We start from the raw sequence: 18,608 nt of genomic DNA, 5'->3' as shown, positions 1-18,608 counted from the left end.
CGAGAGCCGACGGCGGCGGACAACGCCGTTTCGCAGAGGAATCCTGTAGGGGAAGGAGGAAGCGCTCCGCCGGCCGCGCGCGCATACGACGGCGCGCGTGACGGTCGGCGGCGGCACCGATGATCCGTCGTGCAGGAGAGGTCGGCCATGGTCCAGCGTCAGCGCCTCCACCCGGACGGACCCACGCTCTCGCGCCTCGTCTGGGGCGCCTGGCGCGCCCGCGACGCGGAGGCGACGCGCACGCCGCAGGGCCTCCTGCGCATGATCGAGACCTGCCTCGACCACGGCATCACCACCTTCGACCACGCCGACATCTACGGGCAGTACGGCGTCGAGGCGCTGTTCGGGGAGGCGCTGCGGCTCGCGCCCGCCCTGCGGGCGCGCATCGAGGTCGTGACGAAGTGCGACATCGCGCTCGTCTCGTCGGCGCGCCCGGCGCACCGCGTGAAGCACTACGACACGAGCGCGTCGCACATCCGCGCCAGCGTCGAGCGCTCGCTCGCCGACCTCGGCGTGGAGCGCATCGACGTGCTCCTCCTCCACCGCCCCGACCCCTTGATGGACGCCGACGAGGTCGCCGGCGTCCTCGCCGCGCTCGTGGCCGAGGGCAAGATCGCGCATGCTGGCGTGTCGAACCACACGGTCGAGCAGATGCGCCTCCTCGCCGCGCGGCTGCCGTTCCCGCTCGTGACGAACCAGATCGAGCTCTCGATCCTGCACACGGACCCGCTCGAGAGCGGGCTCCTCGACCATCTCCAGGCGGAGCGCGTCGCGCCGATGATCTGGTCGCCGCTCGGCGGCGGGCGCCTGTTCGCGAGCCCGCCGGAAGGGCCGCTCGGGCGTACCATGGCGGAGCTCTGCGCCGAGTACGGCCTCTCCGGCCCCGGCCCGCTCGCCCTCGCCTGGCTCCTGCGCCTGCCCTCGCGCCCCGTCCCGGTGATCGGCACCACGAGCCCGGAGCGCATCGCCGACCTCGCGGCGGCGGATGCGGTCGTCATGGAGCGGCAGGACTGGTTCGCGCTGCTCGAGGCGGCGCGGGGGCGGGCTGTGGCGTGAGGCCTCAGCGCCCGATCTCGTCGGGCGTGCGCCCCGGCCGCGGGCGGTAGCGTGGCAGCGACCAGCCGAACCCGAGGGCGGCGCCGCGCAGCGCGAAGCCGGCGGCGAGGCCCGTGCCGATCGCCACCTCGCGGGGCGCGCCCGCCGCGTCGAGCGCGACGTAGGACCCGGCCGCGAGCAGCGCCGCGGTCACGTAGATCTCGCGCCTGAGCGCGATCGAGGGCTCCGCGCCGATGATGTCGCGCAGGATGCCGCCGAAGGTCGCCGTGGCGACGCCGAGGAAGATCGCCACCGCCGGCCCCGTGCCCGCCGCGAGCGCCTTCTCGGCGCCGGCGACCGCGAACAGCGCCAGCCCCGCGGCGTCGAACCACAGGAGCAGCACCCAGCGCGATTGCGGGATGTGGGCGGTGAAGAAGACGAGGCAGGAGACGGCGACGCAGGTCGTCAGGTAGGCGGGCTCGACCGTCCAGAACACCGGCACGTCGAGCACGAGGTCGCGCAGCGTTCCCCCGCCGATGCCCGTCGCCGTGCCGAGCAGCACGAAGCCGACGATGTCCATCTCCTTGCGCGACGCGACGAGCGCGCCCGTCACGGCGAAGACGACGAGGCCGAGCCAGTCGAGGACGGCGAGGGCGGTATCGAAGGCGGGCATGCGGGGCGCGTCTCGCTTGCGGGAGACGCGCACCATGACGGGCCGGCGCGGTGCTGTCGAGCGCCGCGCCATGCCGCGGGCGTCACTGCAGGTGCCGCGAGAGGTGCTTGTTCATCTCGAACATGGTCACGCGGTCCTTGCCGAAGACCGGCTGCAGCTTCGCGTCGGCGATGATCTCGCGCTTGTTCTGCGGGTTCTGCAGGTCGTGCTTCTTGATGTACTCCCAGACCTTGCTCACCACCTCCGGCCGCGGCAGGGGGTCGGAGCCCACCACGGCGGCGAGCTCGGGCGAGGGGGTCAGGGGCTTCATCAGGGCGGAATTGGCTTTCTTCTCGGCCATGGCTCAGGTCTCCTCGCCGTTGGTGTCGGTCTCGGCGGCTCCGTCCGCCTGCGTGTCGTCGCCCTCGGTGGAGCGCGGTGCGGGGCGCGGCGGGCGGTTGGTACGCCCGGCATAGCGCTCGCGCCCGCGCGGCTCGGGCCGCTCCTCGAGGATCCGCTGCCCGCGCTCGACGGCGTCCGTGATGCTCACGCCGCGCGCCGCGCCGGTGATGGGATTGCCACGCATGATGTTCGCGCCTTCCGTTGTCGTTGCTCCGGGCCACGACGCGGCCCTCGCAGGCAACGGGGAGCAGCCCGCACTCGTTCCGGCGGGCTCAGCGCGAGGTCGCGGCTGCCGCACGCGCGATCATGGCATGTCCGCCGCTCCGTGTCGCGTCGCGTTCCGCGCTCCCGCTCCTGCCGCCCGCCAGCCAATGGTCGAGGAACGCGTCGAGCCAGGCGCGCACGGCGCCGTCGTGGATCAGGCGCCCCTCGAGATGCGCCTGGCGCGGCTTCGCGCCGGGCAGCGACAGACGCTCGTGGGCGCGCGTCGTCCAACGGCAGGTCATCGCGTAGGTGACCTCCGGGTGGAACTGGAAGCCGTAGGCGGCGGGGCCGACGCGGATCGCCTGGACGGGGAAGTCGTCCCCCGTGGCGAGCGTCGCCGCGCCGGAGGGACAGTCGAAGCCCTCGCGGTGCCAATGGTAGACGTGGCCGGGCCAGTCGACGCCGAGGCGCTCGGAGAGGCGCATGCCCTCGCGGGTCGGGAGGAGCGGATAGTAGCCGATCTCGCAGCGGCCGTCCGCGTGCGGATAGACCCGGGCGCCGAGGTGGCGCGCGAGCATCTGCGCGCCCAGGCACAGGCCGAGGAAGGGCTTCTCCTCGGAGAGTGGCACGGCGCACCAGTCGATCTCGCGGGAGACGAAGTCGTCCGGATCGTTGGCGCTCATCGGCCCACCGAAGATCACGGCGCCGGCGTGCTCGGCGAGCGTCCCGGGCAGCGGGTCGCCGTAGCGCGGGCGGCGGATGTCGAGCGGGTGCCCGCGCTCGCGCAGGAGCGTGCCGACCCGCCCAGGGATCGAGGTCTCCTGATGCAGGACGATCAGGACGGGCTCTTTCGAAACGGGCTGCTGGAGCGGAGCTTCGATCATGTCCCTATTGTCGACCCGCGGCACGCCGGTTTCAACCCCGCCGTACGGCGCGCGGTGAAACGGCCTTTTCAGGGCGGGCGCTCGGAGCGCGGCCCGGGGCGCCGCTCAGAGCGCCATGAGGACGATCGCTCCCGCGCCGAGGCCGAACAGCGTCACGCCGGCGAAGGCGAGAACGGCGGACGCTCCGAGGAGGGTCGTGACGACGATCTTCATCGGAGGTCCGCCTTTCGAGGTGCGACGCGTCCGGCTCTCGCCTTCGGAACGAGGGTGATCGGGCCTGTTCCTGGAGCGCGTCGTGCTGGTACTGGGCACAGGGTCGCCCCGATTGGTTAACACGTGGTTACCGCACCCGCGGCCTTGACGGGCTCGCGACCCTACGCCCCTATGGGCCGAACGAGCCGAAGATCGGTCGGGGGGCGGAGCCGGCGGCACGGAGGCGCGCGATGCGGATTCACGGACGGCACTATCGGACCATCTTCCCCGCCGAGGACGGCGAGGGCGTCAGCATCATCGATCAGACGAAGCTGCCCTTCGACTTCGCGGTGGTCCGGCTCTCCACGATGGAGGAGGCCGCCGTCGCCATCCGCACCATGCAGGTGCGCGGCGCACCGCTGATCGGCGCCACCGCCGCCTTCGGTGTCGCGCTCGCCGTCCAGCGCGATTCGTCCGACGCGGCGCTCTCCGAGGCCGTGCGCGTGCTCGGCGCGACCCGGCCCACCGCGGTCAACCTGCACTGGGCGCTCGCGCGGGTCGAGCGCCGGCTCGCCCCGCTGTCGGGCCGCGAGCGCGTGCGCGCCGCCTGGACCGAGGCGGAGACGATCTGCGACGAGGACGTCGAGCAGAACCACGCGATCGGCATCCACGGTGTGCGGCTGCTCGCGGAGATCCACAACCGCACGGGGCGCACGGTCAACGTGCTCACGCACTGCAACGCCGGCTGGCTCGCGACGGTGGACTGGGGCACCGCGCTGTCGCCGATCTACCAGGCGCACGATGCGGGCGTGCCCGTCCACGTCTGGGTCGACGAGACCCGGCCACGCAACCAGGGCGCAGCGCTCACCGCCTACGAGCTCGGCGCCCACGGCGTGCCGCACACGGTCGTGGTCGACAATGCCGGCGGCCACCTGATGCAGCACGGGCGCGTCGACATCTGCTTCGTCGGCTCGGACCGCACCACCGCGTCCGGCGACGTCTGCAACAAGATCGGGACGTACCTCAAGGCGCTCGCGGCGCGCGACAACGGCGTGCCGTTCTACGTGACGCTCCCGGTGACGACGATCGACTGGTCGCTCCACGACGGCGTGGCCGAGATCCCGATCGAGGAGCGCGCCGAGCGCGAGGTGACGAACCTCGTCGGGATCGACGACGACGGCGTCGTGCGGGACGTGCGGGTCGTCGCCCCGGGGAGCCCGGCGGCCAACCCCGCCTTCGACGTCACGCCGGGGCGGCTGGTGACGGGTCTCGTCACCGAGCGCGGCATCTGCCCGGCCTCCCGCGAGGGGATCGCCGGGCTCTATCCGGACTACGTGCAATCGGCCGCGGAATGACGAAGCAGGGAAGCGAGAGTGTCCGCGCCGAGATCGTGCGCGTGGCGCAGGCGATGGACCAGGCCGGCTTCTGCCCGACGAAGTCCGGCAACGTCTCGGCGCGGACCGAGGACGGGCTGCTGATCACGCCCTCGGGGCTGCCCTATGCGGCGACGACGCCAGCCGACATCGTGGCGCTCGACCGCGACGGCACGCCTTCGGCGGAGGGTGGCCTGCGGCCGTCGTCCGAATGGCCGTTCCACACCGCGATCTACGCGGCGCGGCCCGAGATCCGCGCGATCGTGCACACGCACAGCCCCAAGGCGACCGCGCTCGCCTGCGCGCGCCGGCCGATCCCGGCCTTCCACTACATGGTCGCCTATTGCGGCGGGCGCGATATCCGTGTCGCCGACTACGCCACCTTCGGCTCGGCGGATCTCGCCGGCAACGCCGTGCGGGCGCTCGAGGGCCGCAAGGCGGTGCTGCTCGCCAACCATGGCGTGATCGCGCTCGGCGCCAGCCTGGAGGGTGCGCTCGCCATCGCCGGCGAGGTGGAGAACCTCGCCGGGCAGTATCTCGCGCTCCTCGCCGCCGGCCTCGAGCCGGTGGTGCTCGACGACGAGGAGATGGACCGGGTGGCGGCGAAGTTCGCCGGCTACGGGAAGGTGGGGTAGGCCGCCGACCGCCACCTCCCTGGAGGGGAGGACGGAGGCCGCCGGCCGGAGGGTGGGGGCGGGCGGCGATGCGGCTCGCCGGAAAGATCGAACGGCCCCACCGTCCGCTTTCGCGGACTCCTCCCCTCCGGGGAGGATGCGGGATGGCGCATTTCCTCGGCGTCGCTGCAGGCCGCCGACCACCACCTCCCCGCAGGGGAGGACGGAGGCCGAAGGCCGGAGGGTGGGGAGGGCGGCGACGCCGCTCGCCGGAACGTTCGAACCCCTCCGGGGAGGACGGCTATTCCGCGGCCGCCGCGAGATACCGTGCCGGGTCGTAGTTCAGCACCGGGGCGAGCCAACGCTCGACTTCGCGCACGTCCATGCCCTTGCGTGCGGCGTAGTCCTCCACCTGGTCGCGCTCGATCTTGGCCACGCCGAAGTAGTGCGCCGCCGGGTGTGCCAGGTAGAGGCCCGAGACGGAGGAGCCCGGCCACATGGCGTAGCTCTCGGTGAGCGTCACGCCGATCGCCTTCGAGGCGCCGAGCAGCGAGAACAGCGTCTCCTTCTCGGTGTGGTCGGGCTGCGCCGGGTAGCCCGGCGCCGGGCGGATGCCCTGGTAGGTCTCCTGGATCAGCTCCTCGCCGGTGAGCGCCTCGTCGGGCGCGTAGCCCCAGAACTCGGTGCGCACCCGCTGGTGCATGCGCTCGGCCAGCGCCTCCGCGATGCGGTCGGCGAGCGCCTTGACGAGGATCGAGCGGTAGTCGTCGTTGGCCCGCTCGAAGCGCTCGGCGATACGCACCTCCTCGAGCCCCGCCGTCACCACGAAGGCGCCGACATAGTCCGCGATCCCCGTCTCGGCCGGGGCGACGAAGTCGGAGATGCACTGGTTCGGCCGCCCGTCACGCTTGGACAATTGCTGGCGCAGGCCGTGGAAGGTCGCGAGCGTCTCCCGCCGGCTCTCGCCGGTGTAGAGGCGGATGTCGTCGCCGACGCTGTTCGCGGGCCAGAAGCCGATCACGGCCTTGGGCGTGAACCAGCGGTTCTCGACGATCTCGCGCAGCATCACCTGGGCGTCCTCGAAGAGCTGGCGCGCCGCCGGGCCCTGTTTCTCGTCCTCGAGGATCGCCGGGAAGCGGCCCTTCATCTCCCAGGTCTGGAAGAAGGGCGTCCAGTCGATGCAGGAGACGAGGTCGGCGAGGTCGTAGGTGCGGAACACCCGCGCGCCGGTGAAGCTCGGCTTCGTCGGCGCATAGCCCGTCCAGTCGATCTTCGTCGCGTTCTCGCGGGCCTTGGTGATCGGCAGGCGTTGCTTGTCCTGCTCGGCGCGGGCGTGGGCGTCCGCGACCCGGGCGTATTCCTTGCGCAGGGTCTCGACGTAGGGACCCTTCTGCTCGTCCGAGAGCAGGCTCGAGACCACGCCCACCGCGCGCGAGGCGTCGGTGACGTAGACCGCCTGGCCCTTGGCGTAGGACGGGTGGATCTTCACCGCCGTGTGCACCCGGCTCGTCGTCGCCCCGCCGATGAGGAGCGGGATGTCGAACCCCTCGCGCTCCATCTCGGAGGCGACGTGGACCATCTCGTCGAGGGAGGGCGTGATCAGGCCCGACAGGCCGATGATGTCGACGCCGTGCTTCCTCGCCTCGTCGAGGATCTTCGCCGCGGGCACCATCACGCCGAGGTCGATCACCTCGTAATTGTTGCAGGCCAGCACGACGCCGACGATGTTCTTGCCGATGTCGTGCACGTCGCCCTTGACGGTGGCCATGAGGATCTTGCCCGCCGCCGGCTTGTCGACGAGGCCCATCTCCTCCTTTTCCTTGTCCATGTACGGGGTGAGGTGGGCGACCGCCTGCTTCATCACGCGCGCCGACTTCACCACCTGCGGCAGGAACATCTTGCCCGCGCCGAACAGGTCTCCGACCACGTTCATGCCCGCCATCAGCGGGCCCTCGATGACGTGCAGCGGACGCTCGGCGCTCTGCCGCGCCTCCTCCACGTCCTCCACGATGAAGTCGGTGATGCCGTTGACGAGCGCGTGCTCGAGTCGCTTCTCCACCGGCCAGCCCCGCCATTCGAGGTCCTGCACGCGCACGGCGCCGGAGCCGTCGCCCTTGAAGCGCGGGGCGGCCTCGAGCAGGCGCTCGGTGGCGTCGGAACGGCGGTTGAGGACGACGTCCTCGCACAGGTCGCGCAGCTCCGGGTCGAGCTTGTCGTACACGCCGAGCTGGCCGGCGTTGACGATGCCCATGTCCATCCCCGCCTGGATGGCGTGGTAGAGGAACACGGTGTGCATCGCCTCGCGCACCGGCTCGTTGCCGCGGAAGGAGAACGACAGGTTCGACACGCCGCCCGAGACGTGGGCGTGGGGCAGGGTCGTGCGGATGGCGCGGACCGCGTCGATGAAGTCGACGCCGTAATTGTCGTGCTCCTCGATGCCGGTCGCCACCGCGAAGACATTCGGGTCGAAGACGATGTCCTCGGGCGGGAAGCCGACCTCGTCGACGAGGATGCGGTAGGCCCGCCCGCAGATCGCGATCTTGCGCGCCGCCGTGTCCGCCTGGCCCTGCTCGTCGAAGGCCATCACCACGACGGCGGCGCCGTAGTCGCGGCAGATGCGCGCCTGGGCGCGGAAGGCGTCCTCGCCCTCCTTCATCGAGATCGAGTTGACGATGGCCTTGCCCTGGACGCACTTCAGGCCGGCCTCGATCACCTCGAACTTCGAGGAGTCGATCATCACCGGCACGCGGGCGATGTCGGGCTCGGCGGCGACGAGGTTGAGGAACTCGACCATCGCCTTCTTCGAATCGAGCAGGCCCTCGTCCATGTTGACGTCGATCACCTGCGCGCCCGCGGCGACCTGGTCGCGGGCCACGTCGAGCGCGGCGGCGTAGTCGCCGTTGGTGATCAGCTTCCTGAACTTGGCCGAGCCGGTGACGTTGGTGCGCTCGCCCACGTTGACGAACGGGATGTCCTTCGTCAGCGTGAAGGGCTCGAGGCCCGACAGCCGCATCAGCGGCGGCTTCTCGGAGACGACGCGCGGCGCCTTGCCCTTCACGGCTTCGGCGATCGCGCGGATGTGCGCCGGGGTGGTGCCGCAGCAGCCGCCGACCATGTTGACGAGCCCCGCCTGCGCGAACTCGCCGACCATGGCGGCAGTCGCCTCCGGGCTCTCGTCGTAGAGGCCGAACTCGTTGGGGAGCCCCGCATTCGGGTAGGCGCAGACGAACGTGTCGGCGACGCGCGCGATCTCGGCGATGTGCGCGCGCATCTCCTTCGCGCCGAGCGCGCAGTTCAGCCCGATCGTGAAGGGCGCGGCGTGCCGCACCGAGTGCCAGAAGGCCTCCGGCGTCTGGCCAGACAGCGTGCGCCCGGACAGATCCGTGATCGTGCCCGAGATCATCAGCGGCAGTTCCGCCCCGTGCTCGGCGAAGACGGCGCGCGCCGCGGCGATGGCCGCCTTGGCGTTGAGCGTGTCGAAGATGGTCTCGACGAGGATCAGTTCCGCGCCGCCGTCGACGAGCCCGCGGATCTGCTCGGCATAGGCGTCGCGCACCTGCTCGAACGTCACGGCGCGATAGCCGGGGTTGTTGACGTCCGGCGAGATCGAGAGCGTGCGGTTGGTGGGCCCGACCGCCCCCGCGACGAAGCGCCGACGCCCGTCCTCCGCGGCCGCGATCGCCGCCGCCTCCCGGGCGATGCGCGCGCCCTCCCGGTTCAGCTCGTAGACGATCTCCTCCATGCCGTAGTCGGCCTGGGCGATGCGCGTGCCCGAGAAGGTGTTCGTCTCGACGATGTCGGACCCCGCCCGGAAATAGTCCAGGTGGATGTCGCGCATGGCGTCGGGCTGGGTGAGGATCAGGAGGTCGTTGTTGCCCTTCTGGTCGTTGGGATGATCGAGGAACCGGTCACCGCGGAAGTCGGCCTCGGAGAACTTGCGGTTCTGGATCTCGGTCCCCATCGCGCCGTCGAGCACGAGGATGCGCTCGGCCGCGGCCTGCTTCAGCGCGGCCAGAACCTCTGCGCCGTCGGCGGGGCGGATGTCGGAGCGGATGTCGGACATGGGATGCGCTCTCTCGGGTCGATCGCGGAGGGGCTGGCGGACGGGCGAGCCGGCGGCGTCGCGGTCAGGCCGCGGCGGCGGTGGTCTCGGCCGGGCGCAGGCCCAGCATGTGGCAGATGGCGTAGGCGAGCTCGGCGCGGTTCATCGTGTAGATGTGGAACTCGCTGACGCCCTGCGCCCGCAGGTCGGAGACCTGCTCGTGGGCCACGGCGGCGGCGACGAGCTTGCGCGTCTCGACGTCGTCGTCGAGCCCCTCGAACCGCTTCGCCAGCCACGCGGGCACGGACGCGCCCGTGCGCTTGGCGAAGCTCGCCGTCTGCTTGAAGTTCTGCACCGGCACGATGCCCGGCACGATCGGGATGTCGATCCCCCGCGCGCGGACGCGCTCGACGTAGCGGTAGTAGATCGCGTTGTCGAAGAAGAACTGCGTGATCGCCCGCGTGGCGCCAGCGTCGACCTTCTTCTCGAGCGCGTCGATGTCCGCCTCGAAGCTCGAGGCCTCCGGGTGCTTCTCGGGATAGGCCGAGACGGACACCTCGAAGTCGGCCACCTTGCGGATGCCCGCGACGAGGTCGCACGCCTGCGCGTAGCCGCCCGGGTGGGCCTCGTAGGGCGTGCCGGGGCCGCCGACGGGGTCGCCGCGCAGCGCCACGATGTGTCGCACGCCCGCCTCCCAATAGCCACGCACGACGTCGTCGACCTCCTCGCGCGTCGCGGCGACGCAGGTGAGGTGGGCGGCCGGACTGAGGTCGGTCTCGCGCACGATGCGCGCGACGGTGGCGTGGGTGCGCTCGCGCGTCGAGCCGCCGGCGCCGTAGGTCACGGAGACGAAGCGGGGCGCGAGCGGCGCGAGGCGCTCGATCGAGGCCCAGAGCGTCCTCTCCATCTCCTCGGTCTTGGGCGGGAAGAACTCGAAGGAGACGCCGATCCCCGGCTTCTCCGGGCGGGCCGTGTCTCGGCCGGCCGCATCCTGGCGGGCGTTCGCGGGCGACATCAGGCGACCTCTCTGTCGTGCGTGCGGAACGGCATGTCGTTGATCCGGCGGCGATCGCGGCCGACCCAGAGCGACACGGTGAGCGCGTCCCCGCCCGCGCGCGGCGGGGCGAGATCGCGGTGGAGCGGGCAGTCGAGGCCCGCCTCGGCGAGCCAATGCGCGACCTGCTCGCGCGAGAAGCCGAGGCGGCGATGGGCGTGGTCCGCGCGCAGGAACTCGAGATCGTGCGGCGCGAAGTCGACGACGAGGAGCCGTCCGCCCGGCGCGACGAGACGCGCGGCCTCGCGCAGGGCGCGGGCGGGATCGTCCAGATAGTGCAGGACCTGGTGGATGATCACGAGGTCGAAGGCGTTCGACTCCACCGGCGGCGCGTGGATGTCGCCCTGGCGCAGCTCGACCCCGCGCACGCCGGCCTTCTCCAGGTTGGCGCGCGCGACGGAGAGCATGGCGTGCGAGGCGTCGAGCCCCACCGCGCGGCCGGCCCGCGGGGCGAGCAGGCCGAGCATGCGACCGGTGCCGGTGCCGAGATCGACGAGGGCGCGGATCGGCGCGTCCCCGAGGGCCGCCACGATCGCGGCCTCGACCTCGTCGGCGGGCGCGTGCAGCGAGCGCAGGCGGTCCCAGTCCGGCGCGAGCCGCGCGAAATAGGCCTGCGCCGCCTCCGCCCGCGCGGCGCGCACGGCCGCGAGCCGCTGGCGGTCGCCCGCGGCGGTGGCGTCGTCGGCGTCGAGGGCGTCGAGCATCGGGCGCAGGAGCGCCGCGGCCGGATCGCGGTCCGCCAGCCGGAAGAAGGCCCAGGCCCCCTCGCGGTGACGCTCGACGAGCCCGGCCTCGACCAGGAGCTTGAGATGGCGCGAGATCCGCGGCTGAGACTGCCCGAGAATGTCGGTGAGGTCCGTGACCGAGAGCTCGCCCTGCGCCAGGAGCGAGAGGATGCGCAGCCGCGTCTCCTCACCCGCGGCGCGCAGGGCGGCCAGCGCGGCGGGCAGCGTCAGCATCGTCTCGATCTCGGCGCTCGGCATCGGCGTCTCCCCGGCGGGTGGACCATGGTATACGGTCGCACCATAGCACCCTTCTCGGCGGAAAGGTAGATATAAAGATATCTTTATGTCAGATTTCCGGTGAGCGCAAGCGGCCGTTCGGGCGCGGCCGAGAGATATCACCCGCGCGGCGGCTCGATCACACGGCGGCTCGATCACGCGGCGGCAAGATCACGCGCCGGCTCAGTCGCGCGTGGGCGTGATCGCGAGGAGGTCGGCGACGGCGGCGCTGATCCCCAGCCCGGTGGCTTCCTCCAGCCAGACCCATTGGCCCATCGGGTTGACCTCGAGGAAGACGTGCCGCCCGTCCCGATCGACGATGAAGTCGTAGGCGCCATAGGCGAGGCCGAAGGCGTCGTGCAGCGCGCGCACGGCCGCGGCGAGAGGCTCGTCCGCGATCGTCGCATGGTAGATGTCGTCGTCGATGCGGCGGCGCCAGTCGATCGCGTCGAGCCCTCCCGAGATCTCGACGGCGAAGAGATCCGAGCCGACGACGGTGATGCGCAGCTCGCACCGCGGCTCGATCGCCTCCTGGTATATGGATGGGCAGGACTCGATCTCGGCTCGCGAGGCGCGGACCGTCTCGACGTCGACGGCCGTCGCGTAGGCGGCCTGCCGGCTCGGGCTGATGTAGGGCGTGATCGTCTTCACGATCGTCCGGCGTCCCCGGCGGTCGTTCTCCTCGACGAAGGCCAGCACCGCCTCGTAGCGCGTGGAGAACAGCGTCCGTGGAACGGGGATCCCCAGCGCCCGCGCGGTCCTCAGCTGCGTGAACTTGCTCGTCAGGGCGGACGCGGCGGGGAGCGGGTTGACCCAGCGGCAGGAGGCGAAGGGCTCCGCGATGAGGTCGAAGAGGCTGCGCCATTCGCGCGAGGCGAATTGCTGGTCGTAGTACGCGTCGAGGCTCTCGGTGCGCACGACGAAGGGCGGCTTCACCCGCCACCAGACCGTCGTGGCCGTTCCGGGAGGGGCGGGTTCCTGGATGCGCAGCGCCAGATCGGCGTCGACCACGATGTCGAGGCCGTCCGATGTCGGATCGTAGATGTCGCACAGGGCGAACGGGTGCCCACGCGTCTCCAGATGACGCGACACGGACCCGACATGCGGGTCCGTGCGCGCGCCGAAGATGCGGATCATCGCGGCTGGTCCGTGTGCGGGCGGGCCATGTCGCGGCTCAGAAGTCGATGCTGACGTCGGCCTCGGCGTCGGTCTCGCCGCTCTTGAAGGTGGCCTTCATCGTGGCGGTGTTGCTCCCCTTGGCCGCGACGCCGGCGGGGCCGAGAGTGTCGGCGAGCTTGCCTCCGAGCGGCTTCGTGCGGATCGCCTCGAGCTCCTCGTCCTCGTCGATGTAGATCGTCACCGGGACCTTCTGCTTCATGGTCGTTCCCCCTTGCATGGCGCGAGCGTCGCGCTCCCCGTCGCGTCTGACACGCGAGGATCGTAGCGTAAGCCCGGCGGCACGGGCGCCGCAATGAAAATTCTACCTGAAGACGACGTTCTTCGAGGAAATGGCGCTATGGCCCCTCGCATCGCTCCGTCGGCGACGCGGCGAGAGCGTCGCGATCGGGGTCCGGCCGGCCGAAGACTGCCGCATCCCCGAGCAGCGTGCGCAGGTCGTGCGTGACCACGTCCGCCCCCGCGGCCCGCAGCGCGGCGCCGTGGCCGCTCGCCTCGTCCTCGCGATCGATGCCGACCACCCGCGCGAATCCGCCGGCGCGGGCCGCGGCGACGCCGGAGACCGCGTCCTCGACCACCATCGCGTGACCCGGCGCGACGCCGAGGCGCCGCGCGGTCTCGACGAGGACGTCGGGTGCAGGCTTGCCGGCGAGGCCGGACGCGTGGGCGTCCGCCCCGTCGAGCGCGACGTCGAAGAGCCCGCGCACGCCGGCGCTCTCGAGGACCGCCGGCGCGTTGCGGCTCGCCGAGAACAGGCCGACGGCGATCCCGCGGGCCCTCAGCACCCGGATCAGCGCACAGGCGTCCGCGTAGGCGGGGACCGGCGTCTTCGCGAGCCAGGCGCGGAAGCGCGCGTTCTTCGCGGCGGCGATGCCTGCGACGCTGTCGAGCCCCTCCGCGTCGCGCCCCGCCGCGTCGGGTACGCCCGCGGCCGTTTCGCCCTCGGGCAGCGCGATGCCGCGCGCGGCGAGGAAGCCGCGAACGCCGTCGCGGCGTGGTACGCCGTCGACATGGGCGCGGTAGTCCGTGAGCGTGAACGGCCGCGCGGCGGCGCCGCCGGCGTGCCGCGCCGCGACGGCGTCGAGGGTTTCCTTCCAGGCGGCGAAATGCGCCTGCGCCGTGTCCGTGACGACGCCGTCCATGTCGAAGATCGCGGCGCGGATCTGCGGTGCCTGCTCGCTCATCGCATCGGGGAACGACGCCGCGGCCTCGGGGTTGCGCGGCCGCGGGAGCCCGGGGGTGGTCCGGTGCGGGAGCCTCGAGGCGTCATGGCTCGAGGCGTCATGGCTCGAGCTCGGTATCCCAGTAGAGATAGTCCATCCAGCTCTGGTGGAGGTAGTTCGGCGGGAAGTGGCGGCCGTTCTGGTGCAGGTCGCTCAGCGAAGGCGCGTAGGGCTCCTGCCGGGGAATCATGTCGGCCTCGCGAGGGAGGCGGTCACTCTTGCGCAGGTTGCAGGGCGAGCAGGCGGCGACGACGTTCTCCCAGGTGGTCTGGCCGCCCTTCGAGCGGGGGATCACGTGGTCGAAGGTGAGGTCCTCGCGGGCGCCGCAATATTGGCAGGTGAATCGATCGCGGAGGAAGACGTTGAAGCGCGTGAAGGCCGGGATGCGCGTGGGCTTGACGTAGGTCTTGAGCGAGACGACGGAGGGCAGCCGCATCTCGAAGGTGGGACTTCGCACCGTCTTGTCGTAGTGCGAGACGATGTTGACCCGGTCGAGGAACACCGCCTTGATCGTGTCCTGCCAGCACCAGACCGACAGCGGGTAATAGCTCAAGGGCCGATAGTCGGCGTTGAGCACGAGGGCCGGACACGCGTCCGGCCGGACAGTCGGCTGAACGTGTACGCTCACGTCACCTCCTCCGGCGGGGAGGGGATCGCTCCTTCGCTCCCGCGCTGGAAAATCTACTCCCATCGTGACAGCCTTGTGAAGGCTCTCTCGCGCCGCAGGCGCCGCGGCGGCGTGAAGCGCGCGCGGGCGACCACCGCCGCTGCCGATGCGCGGGGTGCGATCCCTGGTCCCGCCGAGGGAAGCGCCCCCTCAGGCCTGCGTGTCGACCCAGCGCCCCTGCCCGGGTGGCGGCGGGGCGGGCTCGGGGGGCGGGGAGGCCGCGGGCTCGGCGTTCGCCTGCTCCATGCTCGCGAGGCTCGCCTCGACGAGGCGATTCGCGCTCGCGGTCTCGCCGGCGCGCTTGAGCGCCTGCATGGCGAAGTCGGTCCGGCTCGAGGACCAGGCGGCCGACAGGCCCGCCGTCGGGTCTATGCTCATGGCTGGCGTCGTCTCCTATCCCCCGTCCGGTCGCGAAGCCTAGGCGAAGCCCGTGAATCCTTCGTTGATCCGTTGCGCGGCATCCGAGCGGCCCCGCACGGGCCGCGATCGCGCCGCGGGCGCGCCGCGGGCGCGCGGAACCGGGTCGAAGCCGCGGTTTTGCGGTTGACTCGGCGTGCGAGCCCTCTTATGTAGCGCGGACTTCCGGTGGGCCGTAGGTTCGCGATGTCGATGCGCCGAGCGTCGACCCGAGCGTCCTAGACGCCGCCGAAACTCAATGACCGTCTCACGGACGTCATCTTTTGGGGCACGACCGCGGGTCTCGCGACTCTCGGTCCTCTGCGTGGCGTCGCGCCTCAGGTCTCACCCGGACCCGACGGCGCGGTTTCGCTTTGCGTCGACGGTCGCCGGCAAGCGGGTCCTGTCCCGTCGGCGACCCGAACGGTGCGGCACGCTGCGCGGGCGGTGAATGCGTGGAGGGTCCGGCTCCAGGCCGCGGGACGCGTGTCCCGGGGTCGCCGGATCCGGGTTCGAGGAACGAGCGGCCGCGACGCGGCCGATACGAGAGGGCAGAGGATGCCGACCATCTCCCAGCTGATCCGCAAGCCGCGGACGGCCCAGAAGGCGCGCAACAAGGTCCCGGCGCTGGAGGCGTGCCCGCAGAAGCGCGGCGTGTGCACCCGCGTCTACACGACGACGCCGAAGAAGCCGAACTCCGCGCTGCGCAAGGTCGCGAAGGTGCGCCTGACGAACGGCTTCGAGGTCATCGGCTACATCCCGGGCGAGGGGCACAACCTCCAGGAGCACTCGGTGGTGATGATCCGCGGCGGCCGCGTGAAGGACCTGCCGGGCGTGCGCTACCACATCCTGCGCGGCGTCCTCGACACCCAGGGCGTCAAGAACCGCAAGCAGCGCCGCTCGAAGTACGGCGCCAAGCGTCCGAAGTAATCGCGTCCGACCCAATCCGGTCGCCTAGAAGTCTCAGGACGGAGCCATCGCATGTCCCGCCGCCATCGCGCCGAGAAGCGTGAAATCAACCCGGATCCGAAGTACGGCGACGTCGTGCTGTCGAAGTTCATGAACTCGATCATGTACGACGGCAAGAAGTCCGCCGCCGAGAGCATCGTCTACGGTGCCTTCGATCTCGTCGAGAGCCGGATGAAGACCGACCCGCTCGAGGCCTTCAAGGCCGCGCTCGAGAACGTCGCCCCGGCGATCGAGGTCCGGTCCCGCCGCGTCGGCGGCGCGACCTACCAGGTGCCCGTCGAGGTGCGCCCGGAGCGCCGCCAGGCGCTCGCCATCCGCTGGCTGATCACCGCCGCCCGGGCGCGCAACGATCGCACCATGGTGGAGCGTCTCGCGGCGGAGCTCGCGGACGCGGCGCAGAACCGCGGCAGCGCCGTGAAGAAGCGCGAAGACACGCACCGGATGGCCGAGGCCAACCGCGCCTTCTCGCATTACCGCTGGTAAGCGCAGGGCGGACACGAGACCGAGACGGAGAGACGCGATGCCTCGCGAGCACGAAATCAAGGACTACCGCAACTTCGGGATCATGGCCCACATCGACGCGGGCAAGACGACGACGACGGAGCGGATCCTGTTCTACACTGGCCGGTCGCACAAGATCGGTGAGGTGCACGACGGTGCCGCGACCATGGACTGGATGACCCAGGAGCAGGAGCGCGGCATCACGATCACGTCGGCCGCGACGACGTGCTTCTGGCGCGACCATCGCCTGAACATCATCGACACGCCCGGGCACGTCGACTTCACCATCGAGGTCGAGCGCTCGCTGCGCGTGCTCGACGGCGCCGTGTGCGTGCTCGACGGCAACCAGGGCGTCGAGCCGCAGACCGAGACGGTGTGGCGCCAGGCCGACAAGTACGACGTGCCGCGCATCGTGTTCGTCAACAAGATGGACAAGATCGGCGCCGACTTCTTCTCCTGCGTCGCCGACATCGTCAAGCGCGTGGCCGGCAAGCCGGTCTGCCTGCAGCTGCCGATCGGCTCGGAGTCGAACTTCAAGGGCGTGATCGACCTCGTCCGCATGAACGCGATCGTCTGGCTCGAGGAATCGCTCGGCGCGAAGTTCGTCGTCGAGGAGATCCCGGCGGACCTGAAGGAGCAGGCGGCCGAGTACCGCACCAAGCTGGTCGAGGCCTGCGTCGAGCTCGACGACGACGCCATGGCGGCCTACCTCGACGGCCAGGAGCCGTCGGTGGAGGAGCTCGTGCGCCTCATCCGCAAGGCGGTGCAGGATCGCGCCTTCCATCCGGTCCTGTGCGGCTCGGCCTTCAAGAACAAGGGCGTGCAGCCGCTCCTCGACGCGGTGGTGGACTACCTGCCCTCGCCGATCGATCGCGGCGGCGTCAACGGGCTCGAGCCCGAGACCGACGAGCCTATGACCCGCCCGGCGGACGACTCGGCGCCGTTCTCGCTGCTCGCCTTCAAGATCATGGACGACCCGTTCGTCGGCACGATCACGTTCTGCCGCATCTATTCCGGCACGATCCTGGCCGGCTCGACGGTGCTCAACTCCACCTCCGGCAAGAAGGAGCGCATCGGCCGCATGCTGCTGATGCACGCCAACAACCGCGAGGACATCAAGGAGGCCGGCGCCGGCGACATCGTCGCCATGGCGGGCCTGAAGGAGACGCGCACCGGCGACACGCTGTGCGATCCCCAGAAGCCGATCATCCTCGAGAAGATGGAGTTCCCGGACCCCGTCATCGAGATCGCGATCGAGCCGAAGTCGAAGGCGGACCAGGAGAAGCTCGGCGTCGCGCTCTCCAAGCTCGCCGCGGAGGACCCGTCCTTCCGCGTGTCGACCGACACCGAGTCCGGCCAGACCATCCTCAAGGGGATGGGCGAGCTGCACCTCGACATCAAGGTCGACATCCTGCGCCGCACCTACAAGGTCGACGCCAACATCGGCGCGCCGCAGGTGGCCTATCGCGAGACGATCACGCGCAAGGCCGAGATCGACTACACCCACAAGAAGCAGACCGGTGGCACGGGCCAATTCGCCCGCGTCAAGCTCGTCGTCGAGCCGAACGAGCCGGGGGCCGGCTACCAGTTCGAGTCGAAGATCGTCGGCGGCTCGGTGCCGAAGGAGTACATCCCCGGCGTCGAGAAGGGCATCAACTCCGTGATGGGGGCGGGCGTCGTCGCCGGCTTCCCGATCGTGGACTTCAAGGTGCAGCTGATCGACGGCGCCTTCCACGAGGTGGACTCGTCGGTGCTCGCCTTCGAGATCGCCACCCGCGCCGCGATGCGCGAGGCGCTCCAGAAGGGCGCGTCGGTGCTGCTCGAGCCGGTGATGAAGGTCGAGGTGGTGACCCCCGAGGAATACACGGGCTCGGTCATCGGCGACCTGAACTCCCGGCGCGGCCAGATCCAGGGTCAGGACATGCGCGGCAACGCGGTGGTGATCAACGCCTTCGTGCCGCTCGCCAACATGTTCGGCTACGTCAACACGCTGCGCTCGATGAGCCAGGGCCGGGCGAACTACACGATGCTGTTCGATCACTACGAGCAGGTGCCCTCGAACGTGGCCGCCGAGGTGCAGGCCAAGTTCGCCTGATCGGGGTCTCCTCGATCGGCGGACGCCCGCCCCTCACTCCCGCAGACAACTCTCAGAACGAATGGGTGCCACCATGGCCAAGGCGAAATTCGAGCGTACCAAGCCGCACTGCAACATCGGGACGATCG

At 70.9% G+C, this 18,608-nt stretch carries 18 protein-coding genes; 6 read left to right on the top strand and 12 right to left on the bottom strand.

Annotated features, from left to right (window positions below):
- The first annotated feature begins 147 nt into the window (after positions 1 to 147).
- Positions 148 to 1,056 carry an aldo/keto reductase gene (locus ACTZWW_RS20980; protein ID WP_444782915.1) on the top strand — a complete coding sequence of 303 codons (909 nt, stop codon included), beginning with the start codon at positions 148 to 150 and terminating at the stop codon, positions 1,054 to 1,056.
- Positions 1,057 to 1,060: 4 nt separating this feature from the next.
- On the opposite strand, the gene ACTZWW_RS20975 is transcribed toward ACTZWW_RS20980, so the two are convergent.
- From ACTZWW_RS20975 to ACTZWW_RS20960, 4 genes are all read right to left on the bottom strand, one after another.
- Complete coding sequence (locus tag ACTZWW_RS20975; RefSeq protein WP_444782914.1) at positions 1,061 to 1,708, bottom strand: trimeric intracellular cation channel family protein; 648 nt, start codon at positions 1,706 to 1,708, stop codon at positions 1,061 to 1,063.
- An 82-nt stretch (positions 1,709 to 1,790) separates the two neighbouring features.
- Positions 1,791 to 2,048 carry an SWIB/MDM2 domain-containing protein gene (locus tag ACTZWW_RS20970; RefSeq protein ID WP_444782913.1) on the bottom strand — a complete coding sequence of 86 codons (258 nt, stop codon included), beginning with the start codon at positions 2,046 to 2,048 and terminating at the stop codon, positions 1,791 to 1,793.
- A gap of 3 nt (positions 2,049 to 2,051) precedes the next feature.
- Positions 2,052 to 2,273, bottom strand: coding sequence for a hypothetical protein (locus tag ACTZWW_RS20965; protein WP_444782912.1), 222 nt, complete (start codon positions 2,271 to 2,273; stop codon positions 2,052 to 2,054).
- Between the two features lie 88 nt (positions 2,274 to 2,361).
- Entirely contained in the window at positions 2,362 to 3,177 is an 816-nt protein-coding gene (locus tag ACTZWW_RS20960) for a glutamine amidotransferase (protein WP_444782911.1), read from the bottom strand.
- Positions 3,178 to 3,620: 443 nt separating this feature from the next.
- Between ACTZWW_RS20960 and mtnA the strand changes: the two genes are divergently transcribed.
- Together mtnA and ACTZWW_RS20950 are read left to right on the top strand one after the other, a co-directional pair.
- On the top strand, positions 3,621 to 4,724 hold the full coding sequence (mtnA, locus tag ACTZWW_RS20955) for an S-methyl-5-thioribose-1-phosphate isomerase (protein WP_444782910.1): 1,104 nt from the start codon (positions 3,621 to 3,623) through the stop codon (positions 4,722 to 4,724).
- On the top strand, positions 4,721 to 5,377 hold the full coding sequence (locus tag ACTZWW_RS20950) for a class II aldolase/adducin family protein (RefSeq protein ID WP_444782909.1): 657 nt from the start codon (positions 4,721 to 4,723) through the stop codon (positions 5,375 to 5,377). Before mtnA ends, ACTZWW_RS20950 begins: the two co-directional genes overlap by 4 nt.
- A gap of 280 nt (positions 5,378 to 5,657) precedes the next feature.
- Here the strand turns inward: ACTZWW_RS20950 and metH are convergent, their stop codons facing one another.
- From metH to ACTZWW_RS20910, 8 genes are all read right to left on the bottom strand, one after another.
- Positions 5,658 to 9,419, bottom strand: coding sequence for a methionine synthase (gene metH, locus ACTZWW_RS20945; RefSeq protein WP_444782908.1), 3,762 nt, complete (start codon positions 9,417 to 9,419; stop codon positions 5,658 to 5,660).
- Between the two features lie 64 nt (positions 9,420 to 9,483).
- Positions 9,484 to 10,413, bottom strand: coding sequence for a methylenetetrahydrofolate reductase [NAD(P)H] (metF, locus tag ACTZWW_RS20940; protein ID WP_444782907.1), 930 nt, complete (start codon positions 10,411 to 10,413; stop codon positions 9,484 to 9,486).
- Entirely contained in the window at positions 10,413 to 11,435 is a 1,023-nt protein-coding gene (locus ACTZWW_RS20935; RefSeq protein WP_444782906.1) for an ArsR/SmtB family transcription factor, read from the bottom strand. Before ACTZWW_RS20935 ends, metF begins: the two co-directional genes overlap by 1 nt.
- A 201-nt stretch (positions 11,436 to 11,636) precedes the next feature.
- The gene (locus ACTZWW_RS20930; protein ID WP_444782905.1) at positions 11,637 to 12,590 is read right to left on the bottom strand and encodes a hypothetical protein; all 954 of its coding nucleotides are present in this window, start codon (positions 12,588 to 12,590) and stop codon (positions 11,637 to 11,639) included.
- Positions 12,591 to 12,627: 37 nt separating this feature from the next.
- Positions 12,628 to 12,831: a hypothetical protein gene (locus tag ACTZWW_RS20925; protein WP_444782904.1), complete on the bottom strand. Its 204-nt coding sequence runs from the start codon at positions 12,829 to 12,831 to the stop codon at positions 12,628 to 12,630.
- A 136-nt stretch (positions 12,832 to 12,967) separates the two neighbouring features.
- Positions 12,968 to 13,813, bottom strand: coding sequence for an HAD family hydrolase (locus tag ACTZWW_RS20920; protein ID WP_444782903.1), 846 nt, complete (start codon positions 13,811 to 13,813; stop codon positions 12,968 to 12,970).
- A 97-nt stretch (positions 13,814 to 13,910) separates the two neighbouring features.
- The gene (locus ACTZWW_RS20915; RefSeq protein WP_084327693.1) at positions 13,911 to 14,480 is read right to left on the bottom strand and encodes an HNH endonuclease; all 570 of its coding nucleotides are present in this window, start codon (positions 14,478 to 14,480) and stop codon (positions 13,911 to 13,913) included.
- 189 nt (positions 14,481 to 14,669) lie between these two features.
- Positions 14,670 to 14,897 (bottom strand): hypothetical protein, encoded by a 228-nt coding sequence (locus ACTZWW_RS20910; RefSeq protein WP_444782902.1) that lies wholly within the window; start codon positions 14,895 to 14,897, stop codon positions 14,670 to 14,672.
- Between the two features lie 576 nt (positions 14,898 to 15,473).
- Between ACTZWW_RS20910 and rpsL the strand changes: the two genes are divergently transcribed.
- From rpsL to fusA, 3 genes are read left to right on the top strand one after another with little or no spacing between them, the layout of a single operon-like run.
- A complete protein-coding gene (rpsL, locus tag ACTZWW_RS20905) occupies positions 15,474 to 15,845 on the top strand; it encodes a 30S ribosomal protein S12 (RefSeq protein WP_029032354.1) in 372 nt (123 codons plus the stop codon).
- A gap of 51 nt (positions 15,846 to 15,896) precedes the next feature.
- Positions 15,897 to 16,367: a 30S ribosomal protein S7 gene (gene rpsG / locus ACTZWW_RS20900; RefSeq protein ID WP_029032355.1), complete on the top strand. Its 471-nt coding sequence runs from the start codon at positions 15,897 to 15,899 to the stop codon at positions 16,365 to 16,367.
- A 37-nt stretch (positions 16,368 to 16,404) separates the two neighbouring features.
- Positions 16,405 to 18,480, top strand: coding sequence for an elongation factor G (gene fusA, locus ACTZWW_RS20895; RefSeq protein ID WP_444782901.1), 2,076 nt, complete (start codon positions 16,405 to 16,407; stop codon positions 18,478 to 18,480).
- Positions 18,481 to 18,608: the final 128 nt, after the last annotated feature.

Origin of the sequence: Salinarimonas sp. NSM (assembly GCF_052380005.1) — a bacterium.
Taxonomy (GTDB): domain Bacteria; phylum Pseudomonadota; class Alphaproteobacteria; order Rhizobiales; family Beijerinckiaceae; genus Salinarimonas.
Note: the sequence above shows the minus strand (reverse complement) of the source record. Positions and strands in the feature narration are given on the sequence as shown.